Source organism: Pseudonocardia alaniniphila (genome assembly GCF_022524485.1).
Lineage (GTDB): Bacteria > Actinomycetota > Actinomycetes > Mycobacteriales > Pseudonocardiaceae > Pseudonocardia > Pseudonocardia alaniniphila.
The window spans coordinates 97,513-113,941 of the sequence record NZ_JAKXMK010000038.1 but is presented as its reverse complement, the minus strand read 5'-3'; the positions used below and the strand labels follow the sequence as shown (position 1 = coordinate 113,941).

Genomic DNA, 16,429 nt, shown 5'->3' with positions numbered 1-16,429 from the left:
ACTCCGGCTCCATCAGACCAGCAACGAGCTCATGACAGGCCGAGGTGAAGACATGGGCGTGAATGTCCACGGTGCGGGCCGCGGGAGCGGGTCATACGTATGTCCTCTCTACGAACAGATCCCCGTGGGGACGGCTTTCAGTCGTGTTCCCCGTCGCCGACCAGTGCCCGACGTGCGACCGCCGTCGCCGGGATTCGGAGCCGGCCCAGGAATGTGCCGAAGTGGAATGGGGTCACATGAGCTTTCCATTCGTCGCCCGACGGTCATGCCGACCGTAAGGACTGCACACGTGCCCGCGACATACCTCTTGCGGGTCATATCCGCGGGGCCGGTGTGCGACGAGGAATGTTTCTGCGTATCCCGTCGAATGGTCGAGAGCGCCGGTTACGAACGGTGCGCATGAGATTGGGCCGGTGCGAGGAAGATGCCGACCGCCACCGAGAATCCCGCTTTGCCATGGCGTGCGATCGTCCGGTGATGATTATTACCACGGTCGGAAGGCCGCGGTCGACCTCGTCGACGAGCGCTGCGGCCGCCACCGCGTCCGCAATGTCAGCAACGTCGGGCCGTCCCCGACCCCGACCCCGAACCGCCGGAGGCGTCGTGCACCCTCGCTTCGAGATCAGGCGAGACGGGATTTCTCCACATGGGATACAGGCTGGGACCACCGGGAACGTCGATGGTGACGGCAAGGCGACGGTAGCCGAAGCGCTCGTAGAACTTCGCGCTCCGCTGGTTGCTGGCGGTCAGGTAGGCGGCCCTGCCGCGCTGGTCCAGCGCGGCGTGCCGATGATCGAGTAATGCCGCCCCGTGCCCGGTACCCTGCCATTCAGGGCGAACCGCGATCAATGGCAGATAGTCGTGGTTGATCGACATGGGATGAATTTCCGCGGATCGTGCTCCGAGAGCCCCGATTCGAGCAGCACTGCTCCGCCCCACGGAACCCTCGAACATCCTGGCGATGTCCGGGGTCCGGGTGCGGCAGGCCGATACGTCGACAGGGAGCCACAGTGCCGCCCCCGTTCGATCGTCGGTCAGGTAGACCTCTCCATGGGCGTAGGCCACCTCGACAAGTGGCCAGAAGAAAGGAGGATGCTGCGTCTCCCGCTGTGCTTCGTCGGGGAAGAACCAGCGGCATACCGGATCATCGAAGAAGGCGGTCGACATGATGTCGACGACCTCACCGACGTCCGACCTGTCCGATGGCACGACGCGGACCCTCGACAACGTGTCCGGTCTCCTGGCCGGGGTGGCCGGGCTGGTCACCGCTGGAGGAGCCCGGCGTCCACCGGCAGCGACACGCCCGTGACGTAGCGAGCTTCCTCGGAGGCGAGCCACACGATGGCATTCGAGACGTCCAGCGGCTCGATCATCTCCACCGGCAGCGCGTTCTGCAGGTTGACCGAGCCGTCCGCGCGGGACAGCACCTGCGCCATGAAGTCGTTGACGATCATCGGCGTGTTGACGCCCGTGGGGTGCACGGTGTTGACCCGGATGAAATGCGGGGCCAACTCGTTGGCCAGAGTGCGCATCAGACCGACCAGACCGTGCTTGGCGGCGACGTAGTGCGCCGCACCCGTCATCCCCTTGAGGCCCGCGGCCGAACTGGTGATCACGATCGAGCCGCCGTTGCCGGCCTGGATCATCGCCGGCACCGCCGCCTTCACGGTCTTCCACGCCCCCGTGAGGTCGACCGCGATCATCTCCTCCCACTCCTGATCGCTTATCGACCAGGTGTTCTCCGCAACACCGCCGATTCCCGCGTTCGCACACACCACGTCCAGGCGGCCGAACTCGGCCACGCCCTCATCGACCAGAGCCCGCACAGCCGCCGAGTCACGCACGTCCGCCTCACGCGCCATGATCCGGCAGTCGAGGTCTTCCACGAGCTTGACCGTCTGCTCGAGATCCTCCGGTGTCGCCATCGGGTAGGGCACCGTGTCGAGCCGGCGGCAGATGTCGAACGCGATGATGTCCGCACCCTCCTGCGCCAGCGACACCGCGTGCGACCGTCCCTGCCCTCGTGCCGCGCCGGAGATGAGAGCGACTTTGCCTTCGAGACGGCCTGCCATGCTGATCTCCTCCTCGTCCGTTGCCAGGGCGCCGAACAATCGCGGCCCCTGTCCTTTGCGGGTGCTCGCTCCGGAATCGGACGTGTCCGGAGGAGCACGTCCGATCTCACGATCGCTGGTCATGAACCGGCGACGGCTTGCAGGCGGTCGGCATGAACGTCTTTGGAGCCCACCAGGGTGACCCCAGTTGACCGCACCGGGCCATCTCGGGGGCGGGCGTTTTCTCGTCAGCGGGGAGGCATTTCCTCGTTGGGGATTGCGGGAACCGGCCCGGAGTGGCAATGCTCACTGCGCCAGTTGCCGGGCGTCATCCCGTACTGCCGCCGGAACGCCCGTTCGAACGTCCTGCGGTCGAGGAACCCTGCCGCAGCCGCGATGTCCGACGTCGCGAGGCGGGCGTGCCTCGGGTCCGACAGCATCATCTGTGCCGCGAGTAGCCGTTGCTCGCGGAGATAGGCAGCCGGCGTGGTCCCGATCCGTTCGAACAGGGTGTACACGTGACTGACCGACACGTGGTGCCGCCGCGCCAGCTCGTCCACCTGCAGGTGCGGGTCAGCCATGTGTTCGCGGACATGCGTGCGCATCATCTCCAGGAGCACCCTCGCGGAGCCGTCGCTGCCCGGTACCGAGGGGATGACGTCCCGCAGCGCCATCACGAGCAGGTCGAGCGCGGCTTGCCCCGCGTCCATCCGTTGCGGCGCGGTGAAGCTGTCGGCGATCTCGAACAACCGGCCGAGGTAGGTGGCGAGCATCTGCATGGCGGGGGATGTGAGGTTCATGCTGCGCGCACATCCCTCGTTGACCTCGGCGGCACGCAGCGGCAGCAGTTCGCGGGAGAAAGACAGGACCAGCTGCCGGATCTCGGTCTGGGAGACCCACGTGAAGGGAGTGCGCGCCTCGGTCACGACCCCCGTGCCGGCCGCCAGATCGGCCAGACGGTCGCGCTGGAGCATGTGGGCCCGGCCGGCGACCTGTACGGACAAGAGCATCCGGCTGCCTTCCGACGCCCCCGCTGCCATCCGGTCGGTCCGGACCGCCGACCTCGGCCCCCAGCGCGTCCGACAGAGCGCCAAGCCCTCGCCGAGGTCATGTAATGCCACCCGCCCGCGAAAGTCAGGTCCCTTCTGAGAGATCGCCGCGATGAAGAACTCATCGACGATGTCGTCGAACTCCTCGCCGGAGTACTCGAGGATCCGCACGGCCGCGAGGCTAGCTCCCAGAGTTGCCTGCCGCCAATATCCACATTCCGATTGGTGTAGATAGTGACGTGTCAAGACGCCGGCCGCCGACTATTGCGATCACGTGACCGGGCCGGTGAGGCAGGGATCGGGAAGGCAACCCCCCTTCGGCGAGATGTCCGGCGGTTCGTGCGTTCCGCCTGCGAGACGCGTCGACCACCCTTGACGTCGCCGCCGCGAGGACCCGGCCCGGCACCGTCCTGCTCGACGTCCTGCAGGACCGCCCGGACCTCGCTGGTGATGGCGGGAGAATCGTCCTGAATGTTCCTTTCAGGCCGCTGCTCGCGGCCGGTATCTGCCGGGACGTGCGGCGCCACGTACCGAAGCACCCGCTGCAGCTCCTCCGGTCCCCACGTCTCGAATCGGGACCGAGCGCCGAACTTCCGGTAAATATATGTCCCATACGTTGTTTGACCGAATTGATCACAATACTCGACTCGCTGGCGATCTCCATGTTCGCCAGCCCGCCCACGACGAGATCCAGTACCTCGATCTCGCAGGCAGCGCGAACGTCGTCGATACCGGGCGACGAACCGGGCAAGCCGAGAAGGAGAACCCCATGACAGAGCTGAGGTTCGGCGTCGCCGTGACCCCGACGCTCGATCTCGACACCACCCGTCGGCTGGCCGCGGTGGCCGAGCAGGCAGGACTGGAGTACATCGGCGTCCAGGACCATCCCTACGCCCCGCAGTACCTCGACGCGTTCGTCGTCATGGGCGATCTCCTCGCCCGCACCGAGCGGATCCAGCTGTTCCCCGACGTAGCGAATCTGCCGCTGCGCCCACCTGCCGTACTGGCTCGCACGGCGAGCGCGCTGAGCCAGGTGTCCAGGGGCCGCTTCCAGCTCGGGCTCGGGGCAGGCGGCTACCAGGATGCGATCGAGTCCATGGGAGCGCCCCGGCGGACCCCGCAAGAGGCGCTGCGGGCGCTCGATGAGGCAATCGCGATCATGCGCGGGCTGTGGCGTGCCGATGCCTCCGTCGACCACGACGGTGAGTTCTATCGAGTCCGCGGGATCGGCGGGCAACAACCGGGCCCTGGGGGCGTGGAGGTCTGGGTCGGCGCGCAGGGCCCGCGCAGTCTCGAGCTCACCGGACGCGTCGCCGACGGCTGGGCGGCGCCGATCCCCTCGTACCTGCCCTACGAGCGCTGGGCGGAGAGCAACGAGGTCCTGAGCCGGGCAGCGCGCGACGCCGGCCGTGATCCCGCCGGCATCCGGCGCGTCGCGCAGCTCGTCGGGACCGTCGAGGCGGGGGCCCCCGCGTCGAGGCCGCTCGCGCAGTCCGGCGCCGATCCGGTCCGCGCCGATGTCGCCGGCTGGGTCGAGCTGTTGACCCGGCTGGCCACCGAGCAGCCGTTCACGGCGTTCGTGCTCTGGCCGGAACAGGCCGACGAGCAGCAGATCCGGCTCTTCGCCGAGGAGGTCGCGCCCGGGGTCCGGGAGCGCATGGGTGAGCGGTCCGCGGCAAGCCGTTCTCCTGCGGAGCGTCTCTCGGCCGGTGATCGTCCGCGACCGCGGGCCGGTTCGGGATGAGCGCCCGAGCGGTGACGATGCCCCGCATTCCGCCGAACATCTTCGGCGCCGCGTTCGGGTGGGCCGGGCTGGCGGGCACCTGGTCGGCGGCGGGCGGCGCCGGGTTGGCCCCGCAGTGGATCGCGCAGGCGCTCCTGGCCATCGCCGCGGTCATCTGGGTGGCAGCGCTCGTCGCGTACCTCGCGTGTGCGCTCGGGCATGGTGTGCTTCGTGACGACGCGACCCATCCGGTCCTCGGGCCGTTCCTGTCGCTCGCCCTGATCTCGCCGATGATTCTGGCCTCTACCGGCATAGCCCCGCTCGCTCCGGCGACCGGTGCCGTGCTGACGGACCTGTTCATCGTCCTCACCGTGATTCACGGGTCGTGGTTCACCGGGCAGCTGATCTATGGCGACTATGCGCTCGACCAGCTTCACCCGGGCTACTTCCTGCCCACCGTGGCCGGCGGGCTGGTCGCGGCGATGACCGCCGGCGCGGTCGGCCAGCCCGTGCTCGGCCACGTGATGTTCGGCTACGGCGTGGTGTGCTGGTTCGTCCTCGGCTCGATCATCCTGGCCCGGCTCTTCTTCCGCCCGGCGCTCCCGGCCGCGCTCACGCCCACACTCGCGATCGAGGTCGCTCCCGCCGCCGTCGCCAGCCTGGCCTGGTTCGGCCTCAACGGCGGGAAAATCGACGGTGTCGCGCAGTTCCTGGCCGGTTACGGGATGCTGATCGTCCTCTCTCAGGTTCGGCTGCTGCCCATGTTCCTTCGGCTGAAATTCACGATCAGCTTCTGGGCCTTCACCTTCTCGTGGGCTGCCGTGGCCTCCGTAGCGCTGCACTGGCTCGTCATCACGAGGCCGTCCGGTTACATCGCGTTGGCGTGGATCGTCGTGGTAGCCATCACGGTCCTGATCGGTGCGATCACCGTGCGCTCGATCGTGGCGCTCGCGGCCGGCACGCTGTTCCCGCCGAGGCCTGCCGCAGCGCCCTCCGCTGCCGCACCTGCCCTACAACCTCAGGAGTCCGTCACTGGCGCCCGCGAGGCCCACTGACCGCGGCTCCGCAGCCCTCGGAACTCGGAGAATTGGAGCTGAGTAGTGTCCGTCATCGAACTCACGACGTTCGTCGTCGGAAACGATCGCGTTTCCGAAATGCTGAAGGCCCGCCACGCCATGATCGAGGCGTTTCGCGTGGACCGTCGCGGCTTCATCGCTGCCAAGCTGATCCGTCTGGACGAGCGGACGTGGCTCGACGCCGTCGAGTGGGCCGACGACGCCGCGTACGACGAGTCGTCGACCAAGGGGGGCAACCTGCCCGAGATCGCGGCGTTCTTCGCGACGATCGACTCGCTGGTCGAGGGACGCCGCGGGACGCGCTACGACGACGCCGAGGACGGGCCGCGCGCGGTGCGGACCGTCGCGTACGGGCCGCATCCGTCCCAGGTGGGTGAGCTGTACCTGCCCGAGGGCGCCGGGCCCTTCCCAGGAGTGGTGCTGGTCCACGGCGGGTACTGGACCGCGATGTGGGACCGCAGGCAGATCCTGCCGGTGGTCGAGGACCTGCTGTCCCTCGGGATCGCCGTCTACAACGTCGACTACCGACGGGTGGGCGAGGAAGGCGGAGGATGGCCGGGCACGTTCGCCGACGTCGCCGCTGCGGTCGACACGATGGTCGGCATCGATCCGGCTGTCGACGCGGAGCGGATCGTGCTCGTCGGGCACTCGGCCGGGGGTCATCTCGCGACGTGGGCCGGCTTGCGCGGGGCGCTGCCGGCGGGCGCGGTCGGTGCTGACCCGGTCGCGCGCCCGATTGGTGTCGTGTCGTTGTCCGGGGTGCTCGATCTGGTTGCTGCCGACGGCGAGAAGTTCGGCACCGCCCTCGAGGACATGGACGCCGAGCCCATCTGGGGCGCCCCGCCGCCCGCCCGGCCGGAGGCGTGGCCTGCGGTCGCCGCGGCGGTGACGGGCGGCATCATCCCGTTGCTCGTGGGAGTGCACGCCGACGAGGACTCCGAGCGCTTCGCCGTCACCTCGCCCGCGCAGATGCGCGCGAGCGGGGTGCCGGTGCTGGCCTTGCACGGCGACGCGGACGAGGCGGTCCCTGCCGCCTACAGCCGCGCCTTCGCCGAGTCGATCACGGCGCAGGGTGGCCAGGTGGAGTTCGTCGAATGCCCCGGGGGACGCCACTTCGACACCGTCGACCCGGCCAACCCCGAGATCTGGCCTGCGGTCCGTGCGTGGATCGCCGAGCGTCTCGGGATCACGCTGCCGAAGAACGGCTGACCCGGTGCGGACGGGGCCGGGCGCGTGAGGATCGCTCCCGGCCCCGAGGTGGACCCATGATCCGTCATCTCGCCGGTGGACACGGCGGATCTGCTCCCGTGATTCTCGAGGAGGAAATGCCTCCCGGCCGACGATGAAACGCCCGCCCCCGAGCCGGCCTCTGTGGTCGACTGGGGGTGACCGAGTTGGGCCCGAGAAAGATGCTCATGTCAGCCGCCTGCAAGCCGTCGCGACCGTTTCATGATCGGTGACCGTGAAACGGACGTGCCGGGACGGATGTACTCTGCCCACGTCGAACAGGAGAATTCATCCCGTGCTCGGGAGCGGTATTGCAGCATCCCGGGAACTGATCATTCGTCGGGTAGATGGCGAATGTAACCGCGCTGGTTCTCGGTGACCTGGAAAAAGACACGCTTGAACCGCTGGTACTCCTCGCGCCCCACGATCTGCGCGTGTCGCCGCTGCATGGCGGCCAGAATGAGATCGGCAGCGCGCATCTGGGCCAGCCCACGCTCGGTCGGAAAAACAAGCTTGGCCCGACCGTCGCTCGGGTCCGGCCGCCGCTCCACGTACCCCAGAGCTTCCAGCTCGTCGATAAGTGTGCCGATGTTCTGTTTGTACTGATGCGATAGACGGGACAGCTCGGATGGGCGCACTCCGTCGGCGTCGAGGTACGCCAAGACAGCTCCGTGTCTGTGCTTCAAATCGTCGAAACCCAGCTCCGCCAGTGCCGTGAACAGCTCGCGCTGCACCCCGAACAACAGCCGGCCCGCGAGCACCCCTAGATCTGGATCGGTTGAGTTCCGCTCCGCGCGGGTCACCACTGGCCGTGCTCCTATCGCTTGTCGGACACCACCCGTCACTCATTTAACAACCGTCGCGGCTGGTTACGATAGGCGGCCCTCACTCCGGGGGCCCCGAGATCACGTACCTCCTTGTCGAGATCGCCTCATCACAGCGATCCCCTCGGGCTCGTCGCCTCGCCGTGAGCAGGTGGTTGGCGGCTCGGTCATCGGCCCAGCGCGGCGTCCTTCCGGTAGCGCGATGGTGACGTTCCCAGCGCGGCGCGGAACGCCTGCGTGAAGGCGGACTCCGAGCGGTACCCCACCTCACCCGCCACCCGGCCCACCGAGTGGTCCGAATGCGCCAGCAGGTCAGCGGCCACCATCATCCGGATGGCCGTCACCAGCGTCGCAACGGTCGTACCGGTGCGGGCGGTGAAGCGGCGCAGGAACGTGGCCCGCGACATCGCCGCTCCGTCGGCCAGGCGCTCGATCGTCCACGCTTCGCCGGGGCGGGCGACGACCTCCGCGATCACCCGGCCCAGCGCGTCGTCGCCCATGGCGGTCCAGAGGCTGGGCGTGCCGAGGCGCTGATCGGGACGGCTACGCAGGGCCATCGCGAGCAGCGCGTCGCACAACGCGGCGACGACGGCCCCGGTGCCGGGGCCGTCGGCGCGGGCCTCGCCACGCAGGACCTCCGCCAAGGTGAACGCGGGGGCGTCGAGCGTGACGTGCACCAGTTGCGGCAGCAAGCGGAACAGCAGCGCGCCCGCACCGGACCCGGCGCGATAGTGGCCGCAGAACAGGTCCAGCTCGGGTTCGGCGCCGACGGTCCGCCGGGTCGGGAACGCCGCACCCGGCTCCTCCACGAACCGGCGCTGCGGCCCCGTGGTCGCCGCCACGCGGTGCGCGTCGCCGTGCGGAAGGAGCAGCAGGTCCCCGGGGCCCATCTCGACAGCCGACGCGCCCGAGATCACGCTGCAGCGGCCGTCGAGCAGCAGATGGAACGGGACCTCTCCTGGCCCGGCCGGCGCGTTGTCGATCGTGATGCGCCCGGCCAGCAGGCAGCGCACGTCGACCCTGCCCTCGAGCCGCGCCAGTCGGACGATGCGGCTCACGCCGTCCATGAGCCGATCCCGACGAAAAGTGAGGCGTCAGCGCGTGGTCGTCTCGCTTCTGGAGGTGGACCGTTCACACATGGAGACTACGCACTTCGATGTCCTGGTCATCGGGTTCGGCAAGGGCGGCAAGACGCTCGCCGCGACGATGGGGCGGCTCGGCAAGCGCGTCGCGATGGTCGAGCAGTCGTCCAAGATGTACGGCGGCACCTGCATCAACATCGGTTGCGTCCCGACGAAGTCACTCGTCCACCACGCCGAGCGCCGCGGCGCAAGCAGCCCTGGGGAATGGCACCGGACGGCTGTCGAACAGACGCGTGCGCTCACATCCGCCATGCGAGGCAAGAACTACGCCATGCTCGACATGCTCGACTCGGTCACCGTGATCACCGGCCGGGCGACGTTCCTCGACTCCAAGACCGTGCGCGTCACCGCCGGCCAGGTGGACATGCTCGACCTCAGCGCCGACATCATCGTGATCAACACCGGGGCCGTGCCGGTGCTCCCGCCCATCCCGGGCCTGCGGGAGAGTTCGCGCCTGCTCACCAGCACCGACCTGATCGATATCGACCACCTGCCGAAGCGCCTGGCGATCCTGGGGGCCGGCTACGTGGGTGTGGAGTTCGCGTCGATGTACGCCCAGTTCGGCAGCGCTGTCACGATGCTCGACCCGGCCGCGCGGATCATGGCGCGCGAGGACGAGGACATCACCGATGCGGCCACCGACATCCTGCGCGGAGCCGGTGTCGGGTTCATCCCCGGAGCTCACGTCACGCAAGTGCGCGATATCGACAACGGCGTCGAGATCACCTACGAAGCAGGGGGAGCGACGCACACGCTGGCAGCCGACGAGATTCTCGCGGCGACCGGTCGCAAGCCCGCAACCGAGGGCCTCGGCCTCGACCGCGCCGGCGTGCGCACCACTCCGTCGGGCGCCATCGAGGTGGACGAGGTGTTGCGCACGAGCCAGCCGCACATCTACGCGATCGGCGACGTCAACGGAGGCCCGCAGTTCACCTACATCTCCCTCGATGACAACCGCATCGTCGCCGACCAGCTCATCGGTCGCGGTGAACGATCCACCGCGGACCGGAAGTTCGTGCTGTACACGGTGTTCATGACCCCGGCCTTCGCCCGCGTCGGCCTCACCGAGCGCGAAGCGCGCGAACGCGGGCTGCGGGTGAAGGTGGTCGAGAAGGCGGTCGCGGACATCGCCACGATGCCGCGAGCCAAGATCGTCGGAGAGACGCGCGGGCTGATGAAGTTCGTGGTCGACAGCGAGACGGACCTCGTGCTGGGCGCCGCGCTGCTCAGCGTGGACGCGCAGGAGATGATCAACGTCGTCGCGCTCGCGATGCGCCACGGCGTGACCGCGAGCGAGCTGCGCGACACGATCTACACGCACCCGTCGTCCACCGAGGCGTTCAACGAGGTTCTCGGTAGTCCGTCCGTCCGCTGACCGTCGGCGGCCGGGCGACGGCGCGGTAGGGATTTCGGGTCGGTCGGCTCTCGAGACTCCGCACGGGTGAGTCGAGTGGGGCAATCGCGGCGACCGGCTGGTGCGAAACGCGGTTGGCGGCGTTGCGGCGTGCGTATCGGTGTGGCCTCTGGTGAATCTGCGGGTATCCCAGGAGCTGAAGTTCGCGCGTTTTATGACCTTGCCCGGAATGGTCAAGGTCATACAGCTGGGAGGTTCTGCTGATGATCCGCGCTCTACCCGGCCCGGCCCGAGATGTTGCGCTCCTGCTGGCTCGGCTGGCCCTCGGCATCGTCCTCATCGCTCATGGGTGGCAGAAGCTCATGACCAAGGGCATCGACGCCACCACCGAGGGCTTCATCGAAAACGGAATTCCCGCCGCTCCTGTCGCGGCGGTGTTCGTCATGGCGGTCGAACTTCTCGGCGGTCTCCTGATCCTCGCCGGCGCAGCGACAGCGGTGGTCGGTGTCCTCGTCGCACTGGTGATGCTCGGTGCGGTGGTGTTCGTGCACATCGGGTCGGGGGTGTTCGTCTCCAACGGTGGCTGGGAGTTGGCCGGGCTGGTGGGCGCGACCGCACTCGCGCTCGCCGCGGCCGGTTCCGGGCGGTTGAGCGTCGACCACGTGGTGTCGAGGCGGCGGCGACCGGCCATGGCCGCGGCCGACTAGGTCTTCGTCGTCGAGTGACGTAGTCCGAGCGAGCGCGGTCCGGTACGGGGTCCTTGCCCTTTCTCTCGGGGACACTCGATCATCTCTCGGGGACACTCGATCATGAGTGCGACCCGCTGCGCTCGCGCGGGTCGCACTCCCGGCGCCGGGGAGGTGGGGCTGTGTTCCGTCGACTTTGAGCCGTCGCTGTCAGCCGTCCGGTCGGGCGGTGCCCCTACGGTCGCGGCGGCGTACCTGGATCGAGCTGAGCTCTCCGCTCCGTCGTGACCGCCCTGCGGTCCATCGAGGAGCTTGTGTTGCCTACCGCTGTCATTTCACCCGCATCCGCGCTGGTCGAGGTGGTCGAACGGACGATCGCGCCGTCGGCCGCCGAGGTCGACCGCACCGGCACGTTCCCCCGCGCCGACATAGACGCGTTGGCCGGCGCCGGTGTCCTGGGCCTGCTGAGCGCCTCCGAGGTCGGCGGCGCCGGTGGCTCGCTCGCCGACGTGGCCGTGACCCTGGAGAAGATCGCCCGTGCGGACGCCTCGGTCGCGATGGTGGTGCTGATGCACTACGCCGCCGTGTCGGTGATCGAGAACCATGGCCCGGACGACGTCCGGCGGGCGATCGCCGCCGGTGAACACCTGAGCACGCTGGCGTTCTCCGAGCGTGGCTCACGCAGCCATTTCTGGGCGCCGGTGAGCACCGCGACCGCCACGGACGGCCAGGTGCGCCTCGACGCCGCGAAGAGTTGGGTGACCTCGGCCGGTGAGGCCGACAGTTACGTCTGGTCGAGCCGCCCGGTGAGCGCGGCGGGCCCGATGACGCTGTGGCTGGTGCCCGCGAGCACGCCGGGCGTCGGGGTCGCGGGCGAGTTCGACGGGTTCGGGCTCCGCGGCAACTCCTCACGCCCCATGGCCGCCGACGGTGCCCTCGTCGACACCTCGGCGCGGCTCGGCGACGACGGCGCCGGGCTGGACGTGGCGCTGGGTGCCGCGCTGCCCACCTTCCTGGTGGGCAACGCCGCGGTCTCGCTGGGGCTGATGCAGGCCCTCGTCGACGAGGCCGCCGCACACCTGAGGACTGCCCGGCTCGAGCACCTCGACCAGAGCCTGGCCGAGCAGCCTGCCAGCCGCCTCGCGTTCGCGGCCCTGCGTACCCGGGTCGACCTGACCCGCGCGTTCCTGACCGACACCCTCTCCGCTCTGGGCAGCGGCCGAGACGACGCGACCCTGCGGGTACTTCAGGTCAAGGCTGTCGCTGCCGAGGCCGCGGCCGAGGTCGGCGACGGGGTGATGCGGCTGTGCGGCGGCGCAGCGTTCCGCAAGGAGCTGGGCATCGAGCGCCGCTACCGGGACGCCCTCGCCGCGCGGGTGATGGCCCCGACCACCGAGGCGCTGCACGACTTCGTCGGTCGCGCCACGCTCGGGCTGCCGTTGTTCGGGGGTGCCTGATGACGCTGATCATGGGCGGGGTCGCCTACGACCCCAAGGTCGTCACCATCTGGGACGGGTTCCGGCAGTGGCTGCGCGGGCAGGGCCTGGATTTCGACTACGTCCTGTACTCCCACTACGAGCGGCAGGTCGAGGACCTCGCCGAGGGCCGGATCCACGCCGCGTGGAACTCGCCACTGGCGTGGCTGCGCTCCGAGCGGTTGGCCGCCGCGAAGGGACGTGCGGTCCGCTCGGCGGTCATGCGTGACACCGACCAGGACCTCACCTCGGTGGTCGTCGTCCGCGCAGACTCTCCCGCGTCCTCACTCGCCGATCTCGCGGGCCGCACCGTCGGCGTGGGAGCGGTCGACTCGCCGCAGTCGACCCTGATCCCGCTGTCGTTCCTGCGCCACGCCGGTGTCGCCGACCTGCGCGTCCGCCGCTTCGACGTCGGTGTGGGCCTGCACGGCGACCACATCGGCGGCGAACGCGACGCCGCCCGCGCGCTGGTCGCCGGTGAGGTCGACGCCGCATGCATGATCGACGGCAACCACCTGCTGTTCGGGCAGGAGGGCACGCTCCCGGGCGGGTCGACCCGAATTCTCGGTCAGACCGACGTCTACGACCACTGCACGATGGCGATCGTCGACACCGCACCCGCTGCCGAGGCCGACGAGTTCGTGCGCCTGCTGGAGTCGATGTCCTACGCCGACCCACAGGTCCGCCCGCTGCTCGACCTCGAAGGGCTCAGGCAGTGGGTGCCGGGCCGCACGAGCGGCTTCGGCCAGCTCGCCCGTGCCGTCGACGAGACCGGGTTCTACGACGTGACCGGCACGGTCACCGCCCGGGAGTACGACCCGTGACCCACGGGCATCGCCCGGGTGCCCCGCTCGATCTCGGCTTCCTGGGTTTCGAGCGGGGCGCCCATCTCCTCGTCCGCAGGTCGCTGCGCGAGGTGCCGATCGGCGGCCGGGTCACCGTCACCGGAGGCGATCCGGCCCTCGGGGTGCACCTGCGCGCCTGGGCCCGCCGCGAGGGCCACGGTTTCGCCATGGTCCCCGACCGCTCGGCCAGGTGGGAGCTCGTGCGCGGCTCCGCGGAGGCCGACCGGTGGGCGGGCGCGGAACGCGCCGGTGGCCCCGGACCGGACGGGATCGTCGCCCGCCCACCGGCCCGCTGGAGTCTCGCCGCCCGTGGCGCGCTGGTCGAGGCCGGCGGGCCCGAGGGGCGATTCGACCTCGACGACCGTGACGTCGTCTGGGCAGACCTCGCGCCACGGCTCTACGCGCACGCCGCCGCCGCGCAATGGGATCCGGCCACCGCCGTCGACTGGGACGCGAGCGCCGACGTGCCCGCTGACGTGGAGTCGGCCGTCGTGCAGGTCATGACCTACCTCGTGGAGAACGAGCAGGCCGCACTCGTCGTCCCGGCCGGGCTGCTCGCTCGCGTGCACCCACACTTCCGGGAGGTCCAGCAACTGCTCGCCGTGCAGGCAGCGGACGAGGCTCGCCACATGGACGTCTTCACCCGCCGGGCCCTGCTGCACGGCGGAGAGATGGGTACCTCGTCGGCCGGCGGCCGCTCGTCACTGGCCACATTGCTCGCCGAGCCGGACTTCTCGCTGGCGTCCTTCCTGCTCTCGGTGCTCGGGGAGGGCAGCTTCCTTGCGTTGCTGGCTTTCCTGGAGCGGCACGCACCGGACCCGGTCACCGCGCAGATCACTCGCCTCGCTCGGGTCGACGAAGCACGTCACGTCGCGTTCGGCGTCGCACACCTCGAACACCAGGGCAGACGCGACCCGTCACTGCGCGGCAAGCTGCGCACGGCGATCGAACGCCGACACGACGCCCTGGTCGACACCGCCGGTCTCAACGCCGATGTGTTCGACGCGCTCGTCGTGCTGGCCGCAGGCTCCTGGACCCCGGCTGCCATCGCCGGCGGCCATGACGCGGTACAGGAACTCCACCGTGTGATGGACGACGGTCGCCGGCAACGGCTGGCCCGGCTCGGCTTCCCACCCGACGAGGCCGCCGAACTCTCGGCCCTCCACACGCGCAATTTCATGTGAGCCATTGACGATCACGCGTCGCCCGATACCGGACCGGCGTCACGTCTTATATTGAACGCACACTTTGCAATTCGGAGGCGGGTCATGGCGAGGGGGCGTCCCCGCGAGTTCGACGTAGACGAGGTCCTGCAGGCGGCGCTGACCGTCTTCTGGGGCAAGGGCTACGAAGGCGCGACCATGGCCGACCTCCGCGAAGCGACCGGCCTCCAGCCGGGCAGTATCTACGCCGCCTTCGGCTCGAAGGCCGGACTCTTCAAGCAGGTCGTCGACCGATACGTCGCCACCTCTTTCTCCTACGGCGCGCACAGCCTCGAGGCCGACAGCGTCCGGGAGGTGGTTCGCCGCTGGCTCACCGGGGCCACGGAGAGCTCCACGGGAGAGGCCACTCCTGCCGGCTGCCTCCTGGTGCAGGGTGCGCTCGTCACCGGCGACGCGGCCCGCGAGGTCGGGCAGGACCTGTGTGATCGCCGCAAGGCCGCCCAGGTGATGCTCACCGAGCGCTTCGCCCAGGCCCAGGAGAGCGGCGACCTCCCCTCGGACGTCGAACCGCGGGATGCCGCACGGTACGTGGTCGCCCTCGCGGAAGGCATCGTCGTCGAGGCGGCGTCCGGCGCCGGCCGCGACACGCTGCTGAGCCTCGTCGATCTGACCATGCGACGCCTGCCCTGGGAGGCCTGAACCTCAGGGTGGCGATCCCGCACCCTCAACTGCCTGTTTGACAGGACCGGTCGTCGGCCCTATATATTGATCGCACGATCAAGAAATAGTGGGGAAGCCCGCGAACGGTTGCCGCAACCTGCGACTTCTCCCACGCCGTGCCGACCGTCGAGGACGACGGTGGGGAGGATCCGCGCTATCGGCCGCGCTGTCATCGGCCGGAGACCGCGGTGCTCCACGCGCGGGCCCTCCGTCTCGTCGGGACAGGCCTTTCTCTCCCTCCGGGTAGGCGTGCGGCATTGCCGCAAAGAGGACCACGAACATTCATTCCAATAACTGGCCGGATGCGCGGCCGGAACCGGAGGACTCATGGCCGAGAAGGCGCTGGCCGGCAAGGCCGCCCTCGTCACGGGTGGATCCCGTGGCATAGGCGCGGCGACGGCAGTTCGGCTCGCCCGCGATGGCGCTGACGTCGCCATCGGCTGTCGGTCGTCGGCCGAGCAGGCCGAGGATGTGGTGAAGGCGATCGAGAAGTTCGGGGTACGCGGCGCAGCTTTCGTCGCGGACCAGTCCGATTCGGAACAGGCCGCGGGCCTCGTCGACTCGGTGATGGATGCGTTCGGCCGGCTCGACATCCTCATCAACAACGCCGCCGTGTTCGTGACCGGAACGATCGACGCGGAGGACGCCGATATCGCCTCGTTCGACCGTCAACTCGCCGCCAATATCCGCGGTGTCGCCGCCACCACCCGTGCCGCGGTACGGGTGATGGGCGAAGGCGGTCGGATCGTCTCGATGAGCTCGACGGCTGCCGACCGGACGCCGTTCCGCGGACTCGGCGACTACGCGGCGACGAAGGCCGCGGTGGACGCATACACCCGCGGCTGGGCCCGGGACCTCGGACCTCGCGGCATCCTCGTCAACTCCGTGCAGGTCAGCTCCATCAGTACCGACATGAACCCCGACCTCGGGGCGTTCGCAGACACCCAACGCTCGATGAACACGTTGAGTCGTTTCGGTCGGCCCGAGGAGGTCGCGGGGGCGATCTCCTTTCTCGTCGGCCCGGACGCGACTTTCGTGACGGGAGCGACCCTCCTCGTCGACGGAGGCTTCATGGCGTGACGGCCGGCCGGCAA

The 16,429-nt window shown here is 69.3% G+C and carries 15 protein-coding genes; 10 read left to right on the top strand and 5 right to left on the bottom strand.

Features of this window, described 5'->3' with window-relative positions; genetic code table 11:
* Window positions 1-552: 552 nt before the first annotated feature.
* The 3 genes from MMF94_RS35440 to MMF94_RS35430 form a co-directional block, all read right to left on the bottom strand.
* Complete coding sequence (locus MMF94_RS35440; RefSeq protein ID WP_241041833.1) at window positions 553-1,167, bottom strand: GNAT family N-acetyltransferase; 615 nt, start codon at window positions 1,165-1,167, stop codon at window positions 553-555.
* 95 nt (window positions 1,168-1,262) lie between these two features.
* Window positions 1,263-2,072 (bottom strand): mycofactocin-coupled SDR family oxidoreductase, encoded by an 810-nt coding sequence (locus MMF94_RS35435; protein WP_241041832.1) that lies wholly within the window; start codon window positions 2,070-2,072, stop codon window positions 1,263-1,265.
* A 227-nt stretch (window positions 2,073-2,299) separates the two neighbouring features.
* Window positions 2,300-3,271, bottom strand: a complete 972-nt coding sequence (locus MMF94_RS35430; RefSeq protein WP_241041831.1) for a helix-turn-helix domain-containing protein — start codon at window positions 3,269-3,271, stop codon at window positions 2,300-2,302.
* A gap of 598 nt (window positions 3,272-3,869) precedes the next feature.
* Here MMF94_RS35430 and MMF94_RS35425 point away from each other — a divergent pair.
* From MMF94_RS35425 to MMF94_RS35415, 3 genes are read left to right on the top strand one after another with little or no spacing between them, the layout of a single operon-like run.
* Window positions 3,870-4,844 carry an LLM class flavin-dependent oxidoreductase gene (locus tag MMF94_RS35425; RefSeq protein ID WP_241041830.1) on the top strand — a complete coding sequence of 325 codons (975 nt, stop codon included), beginning with the start codon at window positions 3,870-3,872 and terminating at the stop codon, window positions 4,842-4,844.
* Between the two features lie 17 nt (window positions 4,845-4,861).
* A complete protein-coding gene (locus MMF94_RS35420) occupies window positions 4,862-5,878 on the top strand; it encodes an SLAC1 family transporter (RefSeq protein ID WP_241041836.1) in 1,017 nt (338 codons plus the stop codon).
* Between the two features lie 45 nt (window positions 5,879-5,923).
* Window positions 5,924-7,108 (top strand): alpha/beta hydrolase family protein, encoded by a 1,185-nt coding sequence (locus tag MMF94_RS35415; protein ID WP_241041829.1) that lies wholly within the window; start codon window positions 5,924-5,926, stop codon window positions 7,106-7,108.
* Between the two features lie 350 nt (window positions 7,109-7,458).
* Here MMF94_RS35415 and MMF94_RS35410 read toward each other — a convergent pair whose 3' ends face one another.
* Window positions 7,459-7,929 (bottom strand): MarR family winged helix-turn-helix transcriptional regulator, encoded by a 471-nt coding sequence (locus MMF94_RS35410; RefSeq protein ID WP_241041828.1) that lies wholly within the window; start codon window positions 7,927-7,929, stop codon window positions 7,459-7,461.
* A gap of 188 nt (window positions 7,930-8,117) precedes the next feature.
* Window positions 8,118-9,017 carry a cupin domain-containing protein gene (locus tag MMF94_RS35405; RefSeq protein ID WP_241041827.1) on the bottom strand — a complete coding sequence of 300 codons (900 nt, stop codon included), beginning with the start codon at window positions 9,015-9,017 and terminating at the stop codon, window positions 8,118-8,120.
* Window positions 9,018-9,087: 70 nt separating this feature from the next.
* Between MMF94_RS35405 and MMF94_RS35400 the strand changes: the two genes are divergently transcribed.
* The 7 genes from MMF94_RS35400 (at window position 9,088) to MMF94_RS35370 (ending at window position 16,415) form a co-directional block, all read left to right on the top strand.
* Window positions 9,088-10,467, top strand: coding sequence for an FAD-dependent oxidoreductase (locus MMF94_RS35400; protein ID WP_241041826.1), 1,380 nt, complete (start codon window positions 9,088-9,090; stop codon window positions 10,465-10,467).
* Between the two features lie 242 nt (window positions 10,468-10,709).
* Window positions 10,710-11,153, top strand: a complete 444-nt coding sequence (locus MMF94_RS35395; RefSeq protein ID WP_241041825.1) for a DoxX family protein — start codon at window positions 10,710-10,712, stop codon at window positions 11,151-11,153.
* Between the two features lie 296 nt (window positions 11,154-11,449).
* The gene (locus MMF94_RS35390; protein WP_241041824.1) at window positions 11,450-12,589 is read left to right on the top strand and encodes an acyl-CoA dehydrogenase family protein; all 1,140 of its coding nucleotides are present in this window, start codon (window positions 11,450-11,452) and stop codon (window positions 12,587-12,589) included.
* The gene (locus tag MMF94_RS35385) at window positions 12,589-13,431 is read left to right on the top strand and encodes a phosphate/phosphite/phosphonate ABC transporter substrate-binding protein (protein ID WP_241041823.1); all 843 of its coding nucleotides are present in this window, start codon (window positions 12,589-12,591) and stop codon (window positions 13,429-13,431) included. The genes MMF94_RS35390 and MMF94_RS35385 overlap by 1 nt, the downstream gene beginning before the upstream one ends.
* Window positions 13,428-14,636 carry a ferritin-like domain-containing protein gene (locus tag MMF94_RS35380; RefSeq protein WP_241041822.1) on the top strand — a complete coding sequence of 403 codons (1,209 nt, stop codon included), beginning with the start codon at window positions 13,428-13,430 and terminating at the stop codon, window positions 14,634-14,636. Before MMF94_RS35385 ends, MMF94_RS35380 begins: the two co-directional genes overlap by 4 nt.
* 84 nt (window positions 14,637-14,720) lie before the next feature.
* Window positions 14,721-15,314, top strand: a complete 594-nt coding sequence (locus tag MMF94_RS35375) for a TetR/AcrR family transcriptional regulator (RefSeq protein WP_241041821.1) — start codon at window positions 14,721-14,723, stop codon at window positions 15,312-15,314.
* A gap of 348 nt (window positions 15,315-15,662) precedes the next feature.
* Window positions 15,663-16,415 carry an SDR family NAD(P)-dependent oxidoreductase gene (locus tag MMF94_RS35370; RefSeq protein WP_241041820.1) on the top strand — a complete coding sequence of 251 codons (753 nt, stop codon included), beginning with the start codon at window positions 15,663-15,665 and terminating at the stop codon, window positions 16,413-16,415.
* Window positions 16,416-16,429 lie beyond the last annotated feature (14 nt).